We start from the raw sequence: 18,068 nt of genomic DNA, 5'->3' as shown, positions 1-18,068 counted from the left end.
CCTCCCGGTGATCGCCTAAATGAACTAGACGACGACACCGAGAAGACCTAGACGAGCGGAACCCCACACCACCAATTAGGTTAGAGAAATCCCCGATTAGCACCCATCACCGCATCACTCCGACACACAGATGACAATTGAAACATCCACTCAACTTGTCATTTAACGAAGCGGGGCCCTGGGTTGCCGCCCTTGTGGTGCGGGAGTGGTCGAAGTGGCCGTCATGCTGATGAATCTGCGTCAGGATGAAGTCGTGGATGACATCGCTTGCCGCCCTGCCCAGCCCCATGAGTTACCTGCCGTCGCCGAGTTGCGGTGGCGGTGGGTGCAGGAGGTCTACGGAACGCCCGACACCACGCTGGATGAGTTCGTTCCCCGGTTCGTGACATGGGCGCGGACGCATCGGCCTGACGGGCGCACCACCCCTAAAGTTCTCGTCAGGCTCCGCCCCAGACCGCTGCGTCCGTACCCCACAGGCCCGGCGGGCGTGCCCAGTTCACCGGGCTTCCCTCGTACGACACCGGCGGCAGCGCATGCCGCAGCCGACCCATGGGGCTGTCGGTCTCGGTCAGCCAGCGTCCGGCGTCGAAGATGTCATCCTCGCCCGGAGCGGGGGCCAGGTCGTGGACCAGCCAGTGCGCGGTCTGCGTCAGGGCCAGGCGGATCAGCCTGGTGCCACCCGTGCGGTGCTGCTCGGTGAGCGCGCGCAGCACCCCGGCCGCCAGCAGATAGCCGGTGCCGTGGTCGAGCGCCTGGGCGGGCAGCGCGCCGAGCGCGTCCGGCGAGCCCTCCAGTTCGGCGATGCCGGTGGCCACTTGGACCAGGCTGTCGAAACCGCGACGCTCGTGCCACGGCCCGTAACAGCCCCACGCGGACAGCTGGGCGATCACGAGACCCGGACGGCGCTCGCCGAGCGCCTCGGGCGTCAGCCCGAACCGGTCCAGCGCGCCCGGCCGGTAACCGGTAACCACCACGTGGGCCTCGTCGAGCAGCTCCTCGAAGATCCGGCGGCCGGTGGCGTCACCCAGGTCCAGGGTGGTCGAGCGTTTCCCCATCCCCGTGTCGTTGTGGGCTTCCTGACTCTCCGGCAGCTGTGGGGCGTCGATCCGCAGCACGTCCGCCCCGAGCAGCGCCAGCGTTCGCGTAGCGACCGGTCCGGCGAGCACCCGGGTCAGATCCAGGACGCGCAGCCCTGCGCACGGCAGCGCGGCGTCACGGAGCACCCGGTTCGGGGCGTCGTCGACGCGCGCTGTCGTCAGCAGCGGCTGCCCCGTGACCAGGACCCCCTGCTCGCTCTTGGCCCACTCCTCGGGACTGCGTGCCGCGACGGCCAGACCGCCCGCCGCGTACACGGTTTCCTCCACCACCAGCGCGGTACGCTCCGCGATTGCCCCGGCCACCGCCTCCTCGCCAGCGTCCTCCGGCACCCCGAGAGCGGTGAGCAACCGGGCCCGATGGTGCGGGTAATTGGCGTGCGTACGGACCGATCCATCGGCCGCCCGCCAGAACCGGGACAGCGACGCGAAGGTCGACCACGCTCGCCCGTCGACCCGCACCAGCCGGTCGCTGAGAAACGCCGTCGAGACCGACTCGTCGTCGACCCGCACTCGGGGCACGGGCCGCCCCGTGCGTACGGAAGTGAGCTCGGCGGCCGCGAGCGAGCACACCGCGACAGTGGCCCGCGCCAGCTCCATGACGGGCAGCCGCGCTGGCAGTCCTCCGGACGGACCGCCGTAGGACACCCGGTCGAGCAGAGAAGAATCGGCACCCAGTGCCGCCCAAGCCTGCGACGTACCCGCGAAAATTGGAGAGTCCACACCCGCACTATGGCACTAAGTGCCATAGTGCGGGAAGGGTCCCGGCCGCCGTTCCTCGCTTCGCCACACGCGATTGGTCGGCGGCGTGCGCCAGCACTGCGGGTCCTCTCTCATAGCCCGCCGGGGATCTACTTCGCGGCTCGGGACTTCGGTAGGTGGGTGGAGAATCGGATCGTGAGGGGGTTTTCGCTGTTCATCGGGGGTTTTTGACCAGCCCTTGTCGGTGGGGCCTGCCGGGGGCACCTACACCGACCCTCCCAACGGGAGGGTCTTTTTGCTGGTCAGGCTAATGTTGATCTAGCCCTGGACGGGGCGGACCAGCCCCCGGTGACCAGCGGGGCGGTCCGGCACCGTCGGGCCGTCACCGGGTTTCCGCGGGTGGCCACGGAGAATACGCGGAGACCTCGCCGCGATCTTGGTCAGCCGTCGATCGGGCTACCGGGCAGATCTCCCCGCGCCTCGATCCGTTTCTTCAGGTCCGAGAGCTGCCCGGAGACGGATCGGGCGTAGGTGGCGAGCAAGCTCGGCACGGAGAAACAGCCTCGCCGTCCAACCTCGTGGCGAGAGCTCGGAGAACTTCCTCGACCCTCGCGGGGTCCACCCAGGCCGCCATGGGCGGGGAATCGGGCTCGACCCATTCAGCTTCCTCACGACTCGTAGAGCCTGCCTGCCCAGCCAGCGGGAAAGCTCTCCCTCTTCACCGGGAAGTCCGCCGCTCGACGCCCGACCAGGCGGAGCCAAGGGTCAACTGGTCTGCGTACATGCCCTGTTGTCAGTGTTATCGCCTACTGTGTGCGCCGTCCTGGTCGGTGTTGCGGAGGGACGTCGTACGGACGGAGGACAGATGCGGGTACGGGTGGCTGTGACGACTGCCGCCGAGGAGGTGCCCTGGACCGAGGTTCTGGCTCCGGGGCGCGGGGGTTGGTCCATGGCCTGCTCGCCCGGGGCGCACCGGAGCTGGGTCAGCGGTTGCACCGTGAGGGGCTAGGACCGCACGGGATGGTGCCGTTCGGGCACAGTGCTCCGATGTTCGCGAGGGCACCGAGGAGGCGGGGGCGTTACGCGGCGGGCGGGCCGGGGGTAGTGGAGTTCGGCAGTCCGGTACCGGAGGTGGCGGAGGAGCTGGCGAAGGGGTTGGCAGACCGCGAGTTGATGGTTGGGGGGGGCGTCGCGTTGCTGATCACCGGGATAACGGTTGTGACGCCGCCGGAATTCGGTCAGGGCCGGGCGGTGATGCGTACCGTACGCCGCGCGGATCCGCGACGTGGTCGAGAACGGGATGCCAACGCGTCCCGTTCCCAAGCCGCACATCCCGGTGACGTCCTCAAGGGCTGGACAGTGACTGCTCTTTGGGGCCTGCTTCGTCCCCGAAGAACTGACTGAGGACATGATGAGGACCGCTGGCCTCCGCCGCTTCATCGCCGCTCGTACGATCTCCATGCTCGGTGACCGCGCCGCCGAGACGGCATTGCCGATGATCCTGCTGCTGGTCACCGACAGCCCGCTGGTCGCAGGCATGGTCACTGCCTCCAACACTCTTCCTGCCCTGCTGTTCTCCCTCCCCGTTGGCCACCTCGTTGATACCCGGGAACGCCGCCGACTCATGATCACCGCGGACGTGTGGCGAGCGATCCTGGGGGGCGGACTCGCGTTCGCGTTGCTCACGCCCGAGCCGTCAGTCACGCTGCTCGTCGGCATCACGTTTCTCATGGGCTGCGGCGATGTCCTGTTCTCCGTGTCCTCGCACGCCTACCTTCCCGCCCTCGTCCCCTCGACTCGGATCATGCGGGCCAACACGGCTCTGGAGGCGGGCGACGCGGCCGCGACTCTCACTGGACCGGCGCTCGCCGGGCTGCTCGTGGCCCGGTTTCCGCACCCTGTGGCCATAGCGGTGAACGCGGGCTCCTTCGGCGTCTCCGCAGCGCTGCTGGCCCGGCTGCCCGCCACAGGCGTGCCCCGTGGCGATGAGGCCAACACCGATGGCGAGGAGCGGACAGTGGCGGCGCCGAACCGCTTTGACGTGCTCGCCGGCTTCCGACTACTCATCTCGGAACGCTTGCAGCGGCTTCTTCAGCTGGCCTGTCTCTACACGCACCTGACCGCGGCGACCGCAGCCCTCGTCGTCGTCACGCTGTGTGTTCAGATGCTGCAACTCGGGTCCTTCCGGACCGGTTTGGTCCTGTCCGCGGCGGGAGTGGGAGGGCTGCTCGTGACGCTGGTGGTTACACGGTTCGTTGAGCACCTGCCCTGGGGGCCGCTGCTCGGTGGATCGTTGTTCGGGCTCGGAGCCACCTTCTTGTGGCTAGCCACGGCGGACGGTTTCGTCAGCGCCTTTCTCGCGGTGCTGTGCATGGACGCCTGTTCCGCCTTCGCCTTCATCACCGCTGGCTCCGTGCGCCAGGTCTTCACACCCACCGCGCTACTCGGCCGGCTCACCGCGGCGACAGGGCTCGTCAATGCAGCCGTGCGTGCCGTGGCCGTACTGTCCGGCGGCGCCGTTCTGGTCTGGCTGGGTGCCCGGACCACGGCCGTCGTCCTCGGCATCATGGGCCTGGCCTGCGCCGTGCCGCTGCTCGTGGCCCGCTCTGCCCGCGAGAAGATCGCTGGCGAGCCCTCCCCCGTGCCCTGACCACGCGTCCCCTCCGCCAAGGAGGCTCACGTGCCCAGCATTTTCTTCCCCGCGCCAGAGATCCCTGACAGTCCCCGGGGCCACGAGTTGGAGGGTGCGGTCCCCGACACGCTCGTTGTCCCAAACGCCGCGCTACCGCACACGGCCTCCGTCGTCGTCATCGGCGGTGGCCTCGCGGCGCTCACGCTCCCAGCCCAGCTCTTGCGCTACGGAATCCGGGGCCACCTGCTGCTTGAGCGTGATCCACCTCGCCGTCGACGGACACCCGGGTAGTACGCCCTACTTCGGCGCCTGGAAGCCCGGCCCACGCCCGCGCACCCACGGCGGACCCGGTCGGAATGAGCGGATGCTCGTCGAGGACCAGAACCCGGAAGTCGCGGAGCCGTTCGTGGCGCGCGGGCGGCAGCGTCAGGTGGTACCCCACACCGAGCGTCAGCGGGTCAGGTCCGGTCATGACGTCGAGCGGGAGCGTGAGGTCGCGAGCGGTGCGCGCCATCGGACCGACGACAGCGAGGTCGTGCTCGATCGGCAGGGCTGGTCCGGGCGGCGGCACCATACCGCGGCTCGCCGCCAGCCCGAGTGTCGGCTTGTGCGCGTGAATACCGCAGAAACGCGCGGGGGTGCGCAACGAACCGGCGAGGTCGGAGCCGATGGACAGCGCACCGAATGTGGACTCGTTCGGTCCGCGGATGTGCGGCTGGCTGGCGATGTGACGGCGCTGAGGTTCTTCGCGAAATGGATCGTCAACTGGCCGCGACGCGAAGTGACCAACGTCCAGTCCTCACCGCCCTTATGAGGGACACCAATTCCGGACCGGAACAGTGAACCGCTTCCAACAAGTCACGGCTCGATTCTGGTGAGAGATGGAATCCCTATGCCGTTAGGTACGCGCGTGCCCTCTCTGTCATCGCTGCTGGGCGTACTCCCGTACTCCCTGGCCGCGTTCCGAATCCGTCGGTCGCGCTTGGTCGAACTCGCGGCGGCCAGCGAGCCGTTCAGCCTGGAGTGGACGGTGCGGAAGACCCGCTCGCGGGACCCGCTCGCCCTTGTCCGGGTCCTCCCAGGCGGGCGTCCACCGTGGGGGCCGGAGCCGCGGCGGCCCCGCCGGGCCGGGCCGCGCGGGGCGTCCCGGTCCGGCGGGGTCACGGGTCACTCGGCTGTGTGCCTGACGGTGCTCGTCGCGCCCGACGGTGCTTGTCGCGGTGTTCGCTAGGCGCGGGTCTCGTCAGCCTTGGCGAGGAGGCCGAGGAGGGTGTCGGCGGCGGGGCCGGAGGAGGCGGGGTTCTGGCCGGTGACGAGCGGGCCGTCGGTGATGACGTACGGCTGCCAGTCGCCGACCTTGGAGTAGTCGGCGCCGAGGTGCTTCAGTTCGTCCTCGACGAGGAAGGGAACGATGTCGGTCAGGCCGACGGCGGCTTCCTCCCCGTTGGTGAAGCCGGTGACCTTCCGGCCCCGGACGAGGGGTGTGCCGTCGGGGTTGGTGGTGTGGCGCAGCACCCCGGGGGCGTGGCAGACCAGGGCGAGGGGCTTGCCACCGCGCAGGACGGTCTCGATGAGCCGGGCGGAGTCGGGGTCCTCGGCCAGGTCCCACAGGGGGCCGTGGCCGCCGGCGTAGAAGACGGTGTCGAAGTCGTCGGCGGAGACGGCGTCGAGACGGACGGTGTGGGTGAGGGCGGCCGTGGCTTCGGGGTCGGCCTCGAAACGGCGGGTCTCGTCGGTCTGGAAGTCCGGTTCGTTGCTCTTGGGGTCGAGCGGTGGCCTGCCGCCCTTGGGGGAGGCGAGGACGACGTCGGCGCCGGCGTCCTTGAAGCGGTAGTAGGGGGCGGCGAGTTCCTCCAGCCAGAAGCCGGTCTTGCGTCCCGTGCCACCGAGTTCGTCGTGCGAGGTGAGGACGATGAGGATCTTCATGGGTAACTCCCTGTTCCGACAGACCGGTCGTCTCAGATGAGGCGGGAGGAAACACCGACCCGGCTGGGCGCGAACGGACCGCGCGGAGCCGGGTCGGCTTCCGGTGTTTCGGGGGTCACGGGTAGTACGGGTGCCGCGTGTTACGGGTGCAGGAGCTGGCGGGTGATCCGCGTCGTGGTGTCCAGCAGTCCAATGTGGCGGTGGACCTTGACCATGACGCTCGCTCCGAGCCACATGTCGTACAGGGCCTGCGCGGTGTCGCGCGGGGTGTCGGTGACGGCGATCGACCCGTCCTTCACCCCGGCCGCGATCGCCCCTTCCAGGCGGTCGATGACGGCGGTGGTGCCTTCCTTCAGGGCCAGCCGCATCGACTCGGACAGGTCGGAGACCTCCGCGGCGAGCTTCACGACCAGGCACTTGCCCTGGCACTCGTCGACGCTCTGCGCCTCACGCCAGCCCCGCCAGTAGTTCATCAGCCGCTCGGCCGAGGTCAGGCCGGGCTCGGCGAGGACGCGGTCCATCTCCGCCAGGTACTCGGTGAAGTAGGCCCGTATCAGGGCCTCACCGAATGCTTCCTTGGATCCGAAGAAGTGGTAGAACGAGCCCTTCGGCACTCCGGCGGCGGAGAGGACCTCGTTGATGCCCACCGCGGAGAATCCCTTGCGGGCCATGATCCGCCGTGCGGCGTCGAGGATGCTGCTGCGGGTGTCGCCCTGAATGACTGCCATCCGCATCACCCTACCGTCGATTAGACCAGTCGTCTAATGGTCTCCGTGTGTCGACCGGCCCGGCGGGGCACCGGCCGCGTCACCGGGCGAGGAAGCCCAGAAGGATCTCGTTGACCTCGGCAGTGTGGGTGGTGAGCAGCCCGTGCGGGGCGTCGGCGATCTCGACGTACGTGGCGGCGGGAAGGGCCTTGGCGAAGCGGCGTCCGGTGGCCTCGACGGGCAGGGTCCGGTCGGCCGTGCCGTGCACGATCAGGGCGGGCACGTCGATCCGGGGGATGTCGGCCCGGAAGTCGGTGGGCCACGTCAGCGGGGCGGCGACAGAGGCGATCGGGCCCGCGCCGGCCGCCACGTTCCAGGCGTTGCGCACGGCCTCCTCGCTGACCCGGGCGCCCAGGTTCTCGTCGAGGTTGAAGAAGTCGGCGTAGAAGCCGGTGAAGAAGGCGTAGCGATCCTTCCTCACGGCGTCGGAGACGCCCTCGAAGAAGGAGAGCGGAGCGGCGCCGTCGGGGTTGTCGTCGGTGATCGCCAGGTACGGCTCCAGCGACGCGAGGAACACGGCCTTGGCGACCCGGCCGGAGCCGTACGTGGACAGGTAGCGGGCGACCTCGCCGGTGCCCATGGAGAAGCCCACCAGGACCGCGTCACGGAGGTCGAGCGTCTCCATGACGGCGTGCAGGTCGGCGGCGAACGTGTCGTAGTCGTAACCGGTGGCGGGCTGGGCGGACTTGCCGAACCCGCGCCGGTCGTAGGTGATCACCCGGTGGCCGGCGGCCAGCAGGGCCGGGACCTGGCCCTCCCAGGAGTTGCCGTCCAGGGGGTAGCCGTGGATGAGGACGACCGGCTGCCCCGCCCCCTTGTCCTCGTAGTGCAGTTCGATATCGGTGCTGTTCTCCGTGCCGACCTTGATGCGGCCCATGAAGCCTTCTCCTTCGGGGAGTTCGCAGTCTGGTGTGCTCCGACACGAGGACTATACGACCGGTCTACTCGGCCTGGCAACCCCTCCCCCACGGTGTCGGCCGACGGGCCAACCGGGGGGCGACGCCGCACGATCCGGCGTCCACACCCTGGGCCGGTCGGGCCGGTCGGGCCGGTCGGGCCGGTCGGGCCCGGGAGAGGCGTTACGTGGGCCAGGCCCGGGCGGCGTGCCGGGCCACGTCCAGGAGTCGGGGCCGGTCCGCGCCGTCACGGGCCAGGGCGGCCATGCCGGTCAGCACGGTGTCGACGAACGCGGCGACCCCGTCGGCCTCGGCCGCGGAGGCGAGTTCTCCCTCGGCGGCAGCCCGGCGCAGGCGCGCCTGGATCATGCCGCGCGTCCGCTCGCGCCGCGCGGCGAGCCGCGGTTCGCCCATGACGAGGCAGCCGGGAGGCTGTCCGGGCGCCGTGAAGTGCTCGGCCGACGACCGCAGCAGACGCTCGATCGCCTCACGCGCCGTGGGTGCCGACAGGTCACGCTCCAGATCCTCGTCCAGATGGGCGGTGTAGAGCGCGCACGCCTTCTCGAACAGCGCGTCCTTGCCGCCGAAGGCCGCGTACAGGCTCGGTGCGGCGATCCCCGCGTCCGCGCACACCTGCGCGACGCTCACTCCGTCGTAACCGCGTTCCCAGAACGCGCGCATCGCCATCCGGAGCACCGCGTCCTTGTCGAAGGTCCTGGGTCTACCCGTCATAAGCAAACTGTAGCGCGCGCTACAGAAGGTGGTACCGTACTTCTGTAATCCTCACTAAACAACGTGTGCGGAAGGCGTGCCGCGCCCGCCCGAAGGAGCCAAGCGATGAGCTACAGCGGTTACCGGTCCCTGTTGGTCCGCGTGGAGAACCGGATCGCCTGGGTGACCCTCGACAACCCGCCGGTGAACACTCTCGACGCCGTACTGGCCGGTGACCTCAGGGCGTTCGCCGACGAGGTGGCGTCCGACGACGGCGTCGCCGTGATCGTCCTCCAGTCGGCGAACCCCGAGTTCTTCTCCGCGCACGCCGACTTCGAGTGGTCCTTCGATCCGAGCACCCTCATGGCCCTGGCCGATCCCGACGCCGACCCCGCCCTCAACCCGCTCCAGCAGCTCAACGAGCGACTGCGCACGCTGCCGCAGGTGACGATCGCGAAGCTGCGCGGCTACGCCCGCGCGGGCGGCGTCGAACTGGCCATGGCCGCGGACATGCGCTTCGCCGCCGCGGACCGGACCTGGCTGGCGCAGCCGGAGTCGCTGATGGGCATCTTCCCCGGCGGGGGAGGCACCCAGTACCTCAACCGGCTGGTCGGCCGGGCACGCGCCCTGGAGATCGTGCTGGGCGCCGAGCTGTTCGACGCCTTCCTGGCCGAGCGCTACGGGTGGATCAACCGCGCGATACCCGACGAGCACCTCGACGCGTTCGTTGACGCTCTCGCCCGCCGGATCGCCGGCCTGCCCGAGGGGGTCGCCGCCGCGGCGAAGGAGGCGCTGGACGCCGCCGAGGCGAGCGGACCCGTCCCGGACTTGACCGAGGAGGCGGCCGCCCACGCGAAGGTCTACCCCTCCCCGGACGACATCGTGCACCGGCTCCGCGTACTGATGGACCACGGCGGGCAGACGCGCGAGGGCGAACTGCGGCTGGAGCGGCTGCTCGAATCCATCCCCTGGTCCCACCGCTCCTGAACTCCGGCGACACCGCCCGCCAGCCAGTCAGCGCGCCATGCCGTTCCGCCGCCCGGGGCGCGCGGCATCGAAACCGCCGACCACCAGGAGGTGTTGGCAGCGTTGGCAGCGGGAGGGTGCTCTGCCCCGGGGCGCGGTGAGCCACCGGGTTCTCCCGCCGAGTTCGCCCGGGTTCGGGGGCGTGGGGCGTACGGGGTGGGGGGTGACCGTCAGGGGAGCTGTCGCAGTACGTCGCCGAGCGTCGCTACTCCCTCGCTGATGTCGGCCGGGGAGCTCGCGGCGTACCCCAGGACCAGTCCGGGCTGGCGGGGGCGCTGGCAGTGCCAGGACAGGGGGTGCACCTTCACGCCGCGGGCGAGCGCCGCGGCCGCGACGTCCGTGTCGGCGAACCCGGCCTCGAAGGTGACGGTCAGGTGCAGACCCGCCGCGGTGCCGTGCACGATCGCGCCCGGCAGGTGGGTGCCGACGGCTTCGACCATGACGTCCCGGCGACGGCGGTGGTGTCCGCGCAGGTGGCGGAGTTGACGTTCCATCGCGCCGGATTCCATGAACTGGGCCAGGACGAGTTGTGGCAGGGCGGCGTTGCCGAGGTCGGCGAACCGCTTGGCGTCCACGAGGGCGTCGCGGTACCGGGGCGGGGCGAGGAGCCACCCGACGCGCAGGGCCGGGGCGAGGAGCTTTGACACGCTCCCGGCGTAGAAGACGTTCTCGGTGAGCACGGACCGCAGGGCGGGCACGGGCGCCCGGTCGTAGCGGTGCTCGGCGTCGTAGTCGTCCTCGATGACCAGTCCGCCGCTCTCGCGGGCCCAGCGCGTCAGTTCGCCGCGTCGGCCACCGCGCAGGACGACTCCCGTGGGGAACTGGTGGGCTGGTGTCAGGAGGACGGCCGCCGCACCCGTGGCGCGCAGTTCGTCGACACGTACCCCTTCCGAGTCGACCGCGACGGGTGGGGTGTTTACCTGGCAGGCGCGCAGGTGCTGGCGGGCGCCGAGGGAGCCGGGGTCCTCCATCGCCACGGCGGAGACGCCGTCCCCGCGCAGCACCCGCCCCACGAGGGTGAGCGTCTGGGCGGTACCGGCGACGACGAGGACCTCGTCGGGGTCCGCCCGGATGCCGCGGTTGCGGGCGATCCAGTTCGCGACGGCCGCGCGGAGCGCCGGTGTGCCGCGTGGGTCTCCGTAGCCGAGGTCGGACGCCGCGAGGCGATCCAGGACGCGGCGTTCGGCGCGCAGCCACGCCGCGCGGGGGAACGCGGCGAGATCGGGGAGCCCCGGGGAGAGGTCGATCCGTGCTGGGGCCGTACGGAGGACGTCGAAGACGTCCGCGTGGGGCGCGGCGGCGAACACCGAGGGGGGTGACGGCGGAGGAGGGGGCGTGGAAGGTGTGGTGGCGGCCGTCGTCAGGGGGGCGCCGACGACGACCGTTCCGCCGCGTCCCCGTCCGGCGAGGTGTCCGTCCTCGATGAGGCGCTGGTATGCCTCGGTGACCACGCCGCGCGATACGCCCAGGTCGCTGGCGAGGACGCGGGTGGCCGGCAGTCTGCTTCCCACCGGCAGGCGCCCGTCCGCCAGCGCCAGCCGGATCCGCTGGGTCAGCCACTCGGACTTCCGGCCGCTCGGGGCTTCGTCGATGGCGAGGTGGAGGAAGTCGGACCCGGCTCTTATGGACTGGTGAGGAGGGCCCTCATTGGATCTTTCCATCGGGCCATAGTGGCAGCAGGGTGGGCCCATGGACACCGCCATGACACCTTCCCCTCCCGGCCCGGACGCCGCCTACGTGCACGGATACTCACCGCGTGAGGGCCGTCGGCTGGGCGACCAGGCGGACACGCTGGCGCGACTGCTGCACGACGGCACGGCCTTCCCCGCGGGCAGCCGGGTGCTGGAGATCGGCTGCGGGATCGGCGCCCAGACGGTCCACCTGCTCCGTTCCAGTCCCGGGGCGCACATCGTCGCGGTCGACCGGTCCGGGGAGTCCCTCGCGCGGGCTCGCGCCCACGTCGCCGACGTGGTGCCCGGGGCGCGGGTGGAGTGGCACCTCGCCGACGTGTTCGATCTCCCCTTCGCCGCCGCGGAGTTCGACCACGTCTTCGTCTGCTTCGTCCTGGAACACCTGCCGGATCCCCGGCGGGCGCTGGCCGGACTGCGGCACGTGCTGCGCCCCGGGGGCACCGTCACGGTGATCGAGGGAGACCACGGATCGGTGGTCTTCCACCCCGACAGCGCGTACGCCCGGGCGGTGATCGACTGCCAGGTCCGTCTCCAGGCGGCGGCTGGCGGCGACGCGCTGTTGGGGCGGCGGCTACAGCCGTTGCTGGCGGGCGCCGGATACGAGGGCGTCGAGGTCCGTCCGCGCACGGTCTACGCCGACCAGACCCGGCCCGCCTGGGTCGAGGGCTTCACCCGCAACACCTTCATCGCCATGGTCGAATCCGTTCGGGACGACGCGCTGGCCGCCGACCTGATCAGTGCTGCCGACTGGGAGCGGGGGGTCGCGGACCTGCGTCGGACCGCCCGTGAGGGCGTCTTCCAGTACACGTTCCTCAGAGCCGTCGCGGTGAACCCACCCGTGGGTCCGGCCGCGTCCCGGCGCCGTGAACGGCCGCCCGTCCCGCCGGGGACACCGAAGGGCTGACCCGCCGCCACCGTGCGCGCGTTCCGACGGCGGGGTCCCGCTGTCCCGCCGCTGGCGGTCCCGCCGTCGGCTGGCTGGACCGGCTCTCCCCGATCGCCGCGGCGGCTCGCTGACCGGTACCGCTCCCCAGGTCGGGGCGCGGGGCCGGGGTGACGCGGGAGCGCGCGCGGGCCGGGCGGCTCAGGTGGCGCTTGCCGCGAGCGGCGGCCCGGGGGTGGCGGTGCGGCGCTTGACCAGGGGACCGAACGAGATCAGGGCGAGCCCCAGCAGGCTCCAGACCCCGAGGGTGACCAGCGGTCCGCCGACGGCGCTGCCGTCGAAGTAGGCGACCGAGCGGAGCAGTTGGCCACCGGCGCCGGGTGGCAGCCACTGGCCGAGGGCGGCCGCCGGTTCGGGCAGGAGTTCCGGGGCGGAGGCGACGCCGGAGAACGGGTTGCCGAGCAGCATCACCAGCAGCGCGCCCAGGCCGATTCCGCCCGCGCCGAGCAGCGCCGCCAGACCGGCCACCGTCGCGCCGCCAGCCAGGGCGACGAGGGCGAAGGAACCGGCCTCGGCCCACCAGTCACCGGCCAGGGCGCCCAGCCAGCTGTGCGCGATACCGGCGGCGACGAGCCCGACCGCGGTGGCGGCGCCGAGGACCGCGGTGGCGGCGCGGGTGCCCCGCAGGCCGAGTCCGGTGACGGCGGCGCCCATGGCGATGCCCGCCAACGACATGGGCAGCACGCTGGAGTTGAGCGCGGTGCCGCGCGGGTCCTCGTCGGGCAGCGGGACGACGTCCTTCGTGGGCATGGGGCGGTCACCCCGTTCGCCGACGGCGTCGGTGAGCAGCTCCGCGACGGCCGGGCTGGCGGCGGAGGCGGTCAGCAGCCGGGGGCCCTTCTGGGTGACCACGACGGCGCCGTAGACCTCGCGCTCCTCGATGGCGGTGCGGGCGGCGGCCTCGTCGGCGTAGGTGTGTATCTCGAAGGCGCCGTCCCGGCGTTCTAACTCCGCCGTGACCGGTGCGGTGGCCTGGGCGGGCCCGGCGACGCCGAGCGGCAGATCGCGTGGTTCGAGTCGGGCGTTGGGCCACAGGAACGCCCACATGGCGAACGCGATCACGGCGGGAATCAGAACGACGACGGCGATCACGCTGCGTCCGTGTGACATGGACTGCCTCGCTCCATCAGAGAAGGACCGTTCGTTTTACGGTGCCCCACTCTGAGACGGGCCGGAGCCGCTTGTCAAGAATGAACGTTCGTTTTAGCGTGGGCGCCATGGCACGTGTCTCCCAAGCGCACCTCGACGCCCGGCGGCAACAGATCATCGCGGGCGCCCGCCGCTGTTTCACCCGCAACGGCTTCCACGCCACGTCCATGCAGGACGTCTTCAGGGAGACCGAGCTGTCCTCCGGCGCCGTCTACCGCTACTTCGGCAGCAAGGAGGAGCTGATCCAGGCGGTGGCCGCCGAGGCGTTCTCCTCGATGCGCGACGCCTTCGCCAGCGCCACCCAGGAGACCCCGGTACTGCCGCTGGACGAGGTGCTGAGCCGGGTGTTCAGCCATGTGCTGGCGGACCAGGCGCGGCGGGCGGGCGCCGGAAGCACCGGCGCCTTCGCCGAGCTGATCCTTCAGGTGTGGGGGGAGTGCCTGCGCAGCGAGCCGCTCGCCATGACCCTCCGGCAGGGGTACGAGGACATGCGCGCGGCGTGGAGCGAACTGGTCCGGGCCTACCAGGACGCGGGCCAACTACCCGCCGGGGTCCCGACCGACCACGTCGTACGCACCCTGATGGCCCTGGTGCAGGGATACATCGTGCAGCAGGCCCTGCTCCGCGACGCCAGCAGCGAGATGCTGCGCGACGGGTTGCGCGCCCTGATGACGGCGAACAGCGACCGCCAGGACCCGTGAGAGGCCCGGGTTCCCCGGCCGGAAACCCCACCTTCCGCTGAAGTCCGGGCGGGGGACTGTCACATCCTGGCGGGCCGCGCCGTCAAGGAGGTGCCGGAGCCGGGACCGGCAGGTCAGTGCCGGGCGCCCCTCGGGACAGCGGTCAGCACAGCTGACGTGCCGCGCCGGGGGCGCGGTCGGGGCTGGCCCGTGGCCGCGGTGACGCGGTCCGGACCGGACCGCTTCGGTGAGCGACCAGTCACCGGACACGAGTCTTTTCGAGAGGAAGGGGTGACACCCGTGCGTAGGACACCCAGGCTGCTCCTGGCGGGCGCCGCGCTGACGGGCGCCGCGCTGCTGACGGCGCCAGCCAGCGCGTCAGCCGCCAGCGCCGGGCCCACGGCATGGCCCACCGGATGCGCGTACGCCAAGCACACGAGCACGATGACCCTCGCCACCTGCACCCACCACAACGGTGGTTCGTATCGGGCACACGCGGACTGCAAGGACCCGGACACCGGGAAGGTCAAGACGTTCGTGGGCGACTGGAGGCAGACCGGGGACTCCAAGGCGTACTGCGGAGGAGCGACCCGGGTCAAGACCGCGGGGATCGAGACGACCGCCCGGGACATGACGTGACACGTCGGCCGGAGAAGGAGGCACACGGATGAGGAAGCACTGGTCGGTACTGCTCGCCGGCGGCGTGCTGGCGGGCTCGGCCCTGGGACTCCCCGGCACGGCCGTCGCGGCCACCGCGACGTCCCCCGGTGGGCCCACGGTCACCGGTTGGCCGACGGGCTGTGAGTACGAGAAGCACCGGCACGGCGCGCGCGCCCGCTGCGCCAAGAGCAACGGCGGGCACTACCGGGCCAACGTCACTTGCGCGCGGATGGACGGTGGCGGCACCGTCTACCGCGAGGCGGTCAAGTGGGTGTCCGGCGGCGAGTGGTCGGCCGTGTTCTGCCCGCCGATGACGCAGTACCTCTCCGCGGGGATCACCACGAAGTCCACGTAGTCCCCGGCGGCCCCCGCGGTCCCGCGTTGTTCCGCGTTGTTCCGCGTTGTTCCGCGTTCCCGCGTTGTCCCGGCGGCCCGCCGACCCCCGGCGGGCCGCGGGCTCCGGCTCCACGGCGGGGAGCCGGTCTGGTCGGGCCGCCACCTCGGTGGAGCGGGGAGGAACCCGGCGGAGAGCACCGGGTAGACTCTCCTCACTCCTCAGACAAGCTGAGCGATCAGGGACGGTGGACATGGCGCGGGTGATCCGGACTCCGCTGGCGGACCAGGCCGCCGAACTGCTGCTGGAGCGCGTCACGTCCGGCGAGTGGAAGCTCGGCGAGCGGCTTCCGGGCGAGACGACGCTCGCCCCGCAACTCGGGGTCGGGCGCTCGACCGTGCGCGAGGCGATCCGGCAGCTGGCCGGCCGTGGGGTACTGGCCTCGCGCCAGGGCTCCGGCGTGTTCGTCACCTCACTCGACGTCCCCGAGGGCTGGGAGACGGTGCTGCGCCGAGCCGACGTCGTCGCGGTCATCGAGGCGCGGATCGCCATCGAGGCGGAGGCCGCGGCCCTCGCCGCCGCGCGGCGCGCCCCCGCCGACCTCCGCGCGATGCGCCGCGCGCTCGCCGTGCGCGCCGAGCGGCGGGCCGAGCGGCGGGCCGAGATCGAGGGCCACGTCGACGCCGACACCGACCTGCACCGCGCCATCGTCGCCGCCGCGCACAACCCCGTCCTGCTCGAACTCTTCGACAGCTTCACCCCGCGACTGCGGATCGCCATGATCGAAATGCTGCGCGTACGGCGGCACTTCGACAGCGACGCCGACCACCGGGCGCACGTCGAGCTGGTGGACGCGATCGCCGACCGCGACGTCGCGGCCGCCGCGACGCACAGCCGCGCCCACCTGCTCTCCCTGAAGGAAGGACTCGCATGACCGCGCCCGAGACACCCGAGGTCCTCCGCCTGGACGGCGTCGGCCTCGTCCGCGACGCGCGGCCGATCCTCACCGACGTCGACCTCACCATCCGGGCGGGCGAGCACTGGGCGCTGATCGGCCCCAACGGGGCGGGCAAGAGCACGGTCCTGAGCCTGTGCGGAGCGGAGCGGCACCCCACCAGCGGCACGGTGCGCGTCCTCGGGCAGCGACTCGGCCGCGTCGAGATCCGCCGACTGCGCGAGTCCATCGGGCACGTCAATCCACGCCATCCGCTCCGTTCACCGCTGACGGCACGGGAGGTCGTACTCACCGGGGCGACCGGCACCACCCAGCTGATGACGCGCTGGGAACCCACGCCCGAACTGTCGGCCCGCGCCGACCACCTCATCGACACGCTCGGCCTCGGCGGTCTGCGCGCCGCGACCTGGCCGACCATGTCGCAGGGAGAGCGCGGCCGCACGCTCATCGCCCGCGCGCTGCTGCCCGACCCACCGCTGCTGCTCCTCGACGAGCCGTCCACGGGCCTGGACGTCGCCGCGCGGGAACAACTCCTCGAAACCATCGACGCGCTCCACCGGACGCAGCCGCAACTCGCCACGGTGCTCGTCACCCACCATCTCGAAGAGCTCCCCGAGACGACGACCCACGCCATGCTCATCCGTCAGGGCCGGACCGTCGCCGCGGGCGCCGCTCCCGACGTGCTCACCACGGAACTCGTCACCAAGAGCTTCGACCACCCGATCCGGATCGGACGGCGGAACGGACGCTGGCACGCCCGCGCCACCCGAAACCCCGCCGCCGCCTAGGGAACTGACTCCTGGCGGCCACGGGATTCCCACCCGGGAAACCCTCAAAAACCCTTCACCGACTCCGCGCGGCACCGGTCAACCCGCTCGGACGTCGCGGGCAGGGCGAGGGGAACCATCGCGGGGAGGCTCGGGGAACGGATTTCTCGTCAGTTCTCCAACTCGCGGCCCACGCGGTGGAAACGGAACGGTGGAACGGTGGAACGGTATGGGAAATGCCCGGAGGAACGACGTGGGAAAACCCCGAGGAGGGCGGGGCATCCACGCCAGAAAGACCGAAGGCCCGCGAGCGGTCTCCCCGCTCACGGACCCTGGGCCCGGTACAACTCCCTGACGGGAGCGTCTCCTTACCGGCGTTCGATCTTGCCGCCGTCAAGGCTCATGAAGGGCAGGTCCTTCGGGCACTTCCTCTCCGACCACTGACCGTCGCGTACCCATCGGCCGTAGTACTTCCAGGTCTTCCCCTTCGGCGTGGCAGCGCAGGAAATCACGACGCGCTGCTTGCCAAGAAATCCCTTGCACTGCGACTTCGCCTTACCCGGAGTGCGCCACTCGTTCTTCACGCCGCACCCCACTCCCCCTCCGGCGTTCGCCGTGCCCGGCACGGCGATCACGAGGCTCGTACTCGCTATGGCGAGTCCCGCGGCGAGAGCGATCCTCCTCATGTTCTCCCCCGTTCTGGAACACGGCCGGGTGACCCCCGTTGACTCACCAATCGCCGCGCCCCTTCCGGGATTTTAGGGCGTCCGGAAATACTCGACTGAGAGTTCCGGCCATTGGCGGACAAGCGGGGGGAATTGATCCGCTCCTCGTCGCCTGGTCAGACGGTGTCGGCACCTTTCGGGAGCGGAGACCGGTGGGCAGAGCGACGGACGGCGGGACACCGGGCGGTGCCGGGCCGGTGGACCGCTGAGCACGGCCGGGCGCCGGATAGCCGTACTCGCCGAGGGCGTGTTCCGTCAAATGTCCGGATCACGCCTTCGAGGGCGCGGTTCCGCTCGCGGAACGTCGAACGGCCAGCGGATGACCGGGAGGCGGGGGAGGCCGGGGAGCCGGGGTCGGTCACCGGTTCGTGGGCTTCGACGCGATTCGCCGGACCACGCGTCACGGAGGG

At 71.1% G+C, this 18,068-nt stretch carries 17 protein-coding genes and 1 pseudogene; 8 read left to right on the top strand and 10 right to left on the bottom strand.

Features of this window, described 5'->3' with window-relative positions; genetic code table 11:
- Positions 1-437: 437 nt before the first annotated feature.
- Together E0L36_RS02135 and E0L36_RS02130 are read right to left on the bottom strand one after the other, a co-directional pair.
- The gene (locus tag E0L36_RS02135) at positions 438-1,817 is read right to left on the bottom strand and encodes a CoA transferase (RefSeq protein WP_180927145.1); all 1,380 of its coding nucleotides are present in this window, start codon (positions 1,815-1,817) and stop codon (positions 438-440) included.
- Between the two features lie 419 nt (positions 1,818-2,236).
- Positions 2,237-2,347 carry an integrase gene (locus tag E0L36_RS02130; protein WP_180927144.1) on the bottom strand — a complete coding sequence of 37 codons (111 nt, stop codon included), beginning with the start codon at positions 2,345-2,347 and terminating at the stop codon, positions 2,237-2,239.
- Positions 2,348-3,204: 857 nt separating this feature from the next.
- Between E0L36_RS02130 and E0L36_RS02125 the strand changes: the two genes are divergently transcribed.
- Positions 3,205-4,446, top strand: a complete 1,242-nt coding sequence (locus tag E0L36_RS02125) for an MFS transporter (RefSeq protein WP_308416597.1) — start codon at positions 3,205-3,207, stop codon at positions 4,444-4,446.
- Between the two features lie 313 nt (positions 4,447-4,759).
- On the opposite strand, the pseudogene E0L36_RS02120 reads toward E0L36_RS02125, so the two are convergent.
- From E0L36_RS02120 to E0L36_RS02100, 5 genes and pseudogenes are all read right to left on the bottom strand, one after another.
- A pseudogene (locus E0L36_RS02120) lies at positions 4,760-5,119 on the bottom strand (amidase family protein); the annotation flags it as partial.
- 536 nt (positions 5,120-5,655) lie between these two features.
- Positions 5,656-6,354, bottom strand: a complete 699-nt coding sequence (locus E0L36_RS02115) for a type 1 glutamine amidotransferase domain-containing protein (protein ID WP_180927142.1) — start codon at positions 6,352-6,354, stop codon at positions 5,656-5,658.
- Between the two features lie 140 nt (positions 6,355-6,494).
- On the bottom strand, positions 6,495-7,082 hold the full coding sequence (locus E0L36_RS02110; RefSeq protein WP_180927141.1) for a TetR/AcrR family transcriptional regulator: 588 nt from the start codon (positions 7,080-7,082) through the stop codon (positions 6,495-6,497).
- A gap of 79 nt (positions 7,083-7,161) precedes the next feature.
- Positions 7,162-7,998, bottom strand: coding sequence for an alpha/beta fold hydrolase (locus E0L36_RS02105; RefSeq protein WP_180927140.1), 837 nt, complete (start codon positions 7,996-7,998; stop codon positions 7,162-7,164).
- 202 nt (positions 7,999-8,200) lie between these two features.
- Positions 8,201-8,749 carry a TetR/AcrR family transcriptional regulator gene (locus tag E0L36_RS02100; RefSeq protein ID WP_180927139.1) on the bottom strand — a complete coding sequence of 183 codons (549 nt, stop codon included), beginning with the start codon at positions 8,747-8,749 and terminating at the stop codon, positions 8,201-8,203.
- Between the two features lie 105 nt (positions 8,750-8,854).
- Between E0L36_RS02100 and E0L36_RS02095 the strand changes: the two genes are divergently transcribed.
- The gene (locus tag E0L36_RS02095) at positions 8,855-9,715 is read left to right on the top strand and encodes an enoyl-CoA hydratase/isomerase family protein (RefSeq protein ID WP_180927138.1); all 861 of its coding nucleotides are present in this window, start codon (positions 8,855-8,857) and stop codon (positions 9,713-9,715) included.
- Positions 9,716-9,924: 209 nt separating this feature from the next.
- On the opposite strand, the gene E0L36_RS02090 is transcribed toward E0L36_RS02095, so the two are convergent.
- Positions 9,925-11,415, bottom strand: coding sequence for a PLP-dependent aminotransferase family protein (locus E0L36_RS02090; protein ID WP_180927137.1), 1,491 nt, complete (start codon positions 11,413-11,415; stop codon positions 9,925-9,927).
- Between the two features lie 40 nt (positions 11,416-11,455).
- Here E0L36_RS02090 and E0L36_RS02085 point away from each other — a divergent pair, with 40 nt between their 5' ends.
- Positions 11,456-12,349, top strand: a complete 894-nt coding sequence (locus E0L36_RS02085; RefSeq protein ID WP_180927136.1) for a methyltransferase domain-containing protein — start codon at positions 11,456-11,458, stop codon at positions 12,347-12,349.
- Positions 12,350-12,529: 180 nt separating this feature from the next.
- On the opposite strand, the gene E0L36_RS02080 is transcribed toward E0L36_RS02085, so the two are convergent.
- Positions 12,530-13,498, bottom strand: a complete 969-nt coding sequence (locus tag E0L36_RS02080) for an ABC transporter permease (protein WP_180927135.1) — start codon at positions 13,496-13,498, stop codon at positions 12,530-12,532.
- A gap of 107 nt (positions 13,499-13,605) precedes the next feature.
- Between E0L36_RS02080 and E0L36_RS02075 the strand changes: the two genes are divergently transcribed.
- The 5 genes from E0L36_RS02075 (at position 13,606) to E0L36_RS02055 (ending at position 16,954) form a co-directional block, all read left to right on the top strand.
- A complete protein-coding gene (locus tag E0L36_RS02075; protein WP_180927134.1) occupies positions 13,606-14,238 on the top strand; it encodes a TetR/AcrR family transcriptional regulator in 633 nt (210 codons plus the stop codon).
- 279 nt (positions 14,239-14,517) lie between these two features.
- Positions 14,518-14,856, top strand: a complete 339-nt coding sequence (locus E0L36_RS02070; RefSeq protein WP_180927133.1) for a hypothetical protein — start codon at positions 14,518-14,520, stop codon at positions 14,854-14,856.
- Between the two features lie 28 nt (positions 14,857-14,884).
- A complete protein-coding gene (locus tag E0L36_RS02065; protein WP_180927132.1) occupies positions 14,885-15,232 on the top strand; it encodes a hypothetical protein in 348 nt (115 codons plus the stop codon).
- 232 nt (positions 15,233-15,464) lie between these two features.
- On the top strand, positions 15,465-16,145 hold the full coding sequence (locus E0L36_RS02060; protein ID WP_180927131.1) for a FadR/GntR family transcriptional regulator: 681 nt from the start codon (positions 15,465-15,467) through the stop codon (positions 16,143-16,145).
- Positions 16,142-16,954 (top strand): ABC transporter ATP-binding protein, encoded by an 813-nt coding sequence (locus E0L36_RS02055; RefSeq protein ID WP_180927130.1) that lies wholly within the window; start codon positions 16,142-16,144, stop codon positions 16,952-16,954. Before E0L36_RS02060 ends, E0L36_RS02055 begins: the two co-directional genes overlap by 4 nt.
- A 347-nt stretch (positions 16,955-17,301) precedes the next feature.
- On the opposite strand, the gene E0L36_RS02050 is transcribed toward E0L36_RS02055, so the two are convergent.
- Complete coding sequence (locus tag E0L36_RS02050) at positions 17,302-17,445, bottom strand: hypothetical protein (RefSeq protein WP_180927129.1); 144 nt, start codon at positions 17,443-17,445, stop codon at positions 17,302-17,304.
- Positions 17,446-18,068: the final 623 nt, after the last annotated feature.

Source organism: Streptomyces sp. AJS327 (assembly GCF_013450295.1).
Classification (GTDB): Bacteria; Actinomycetota; Actinomycetes; order Streptomycetales; family Streptomycetaceae; genus Streptomyces.
Note: the sequence above shows the minus strand (reverse complement) of the source record. Positions and strands in the feature narration are given on the sequence as shown.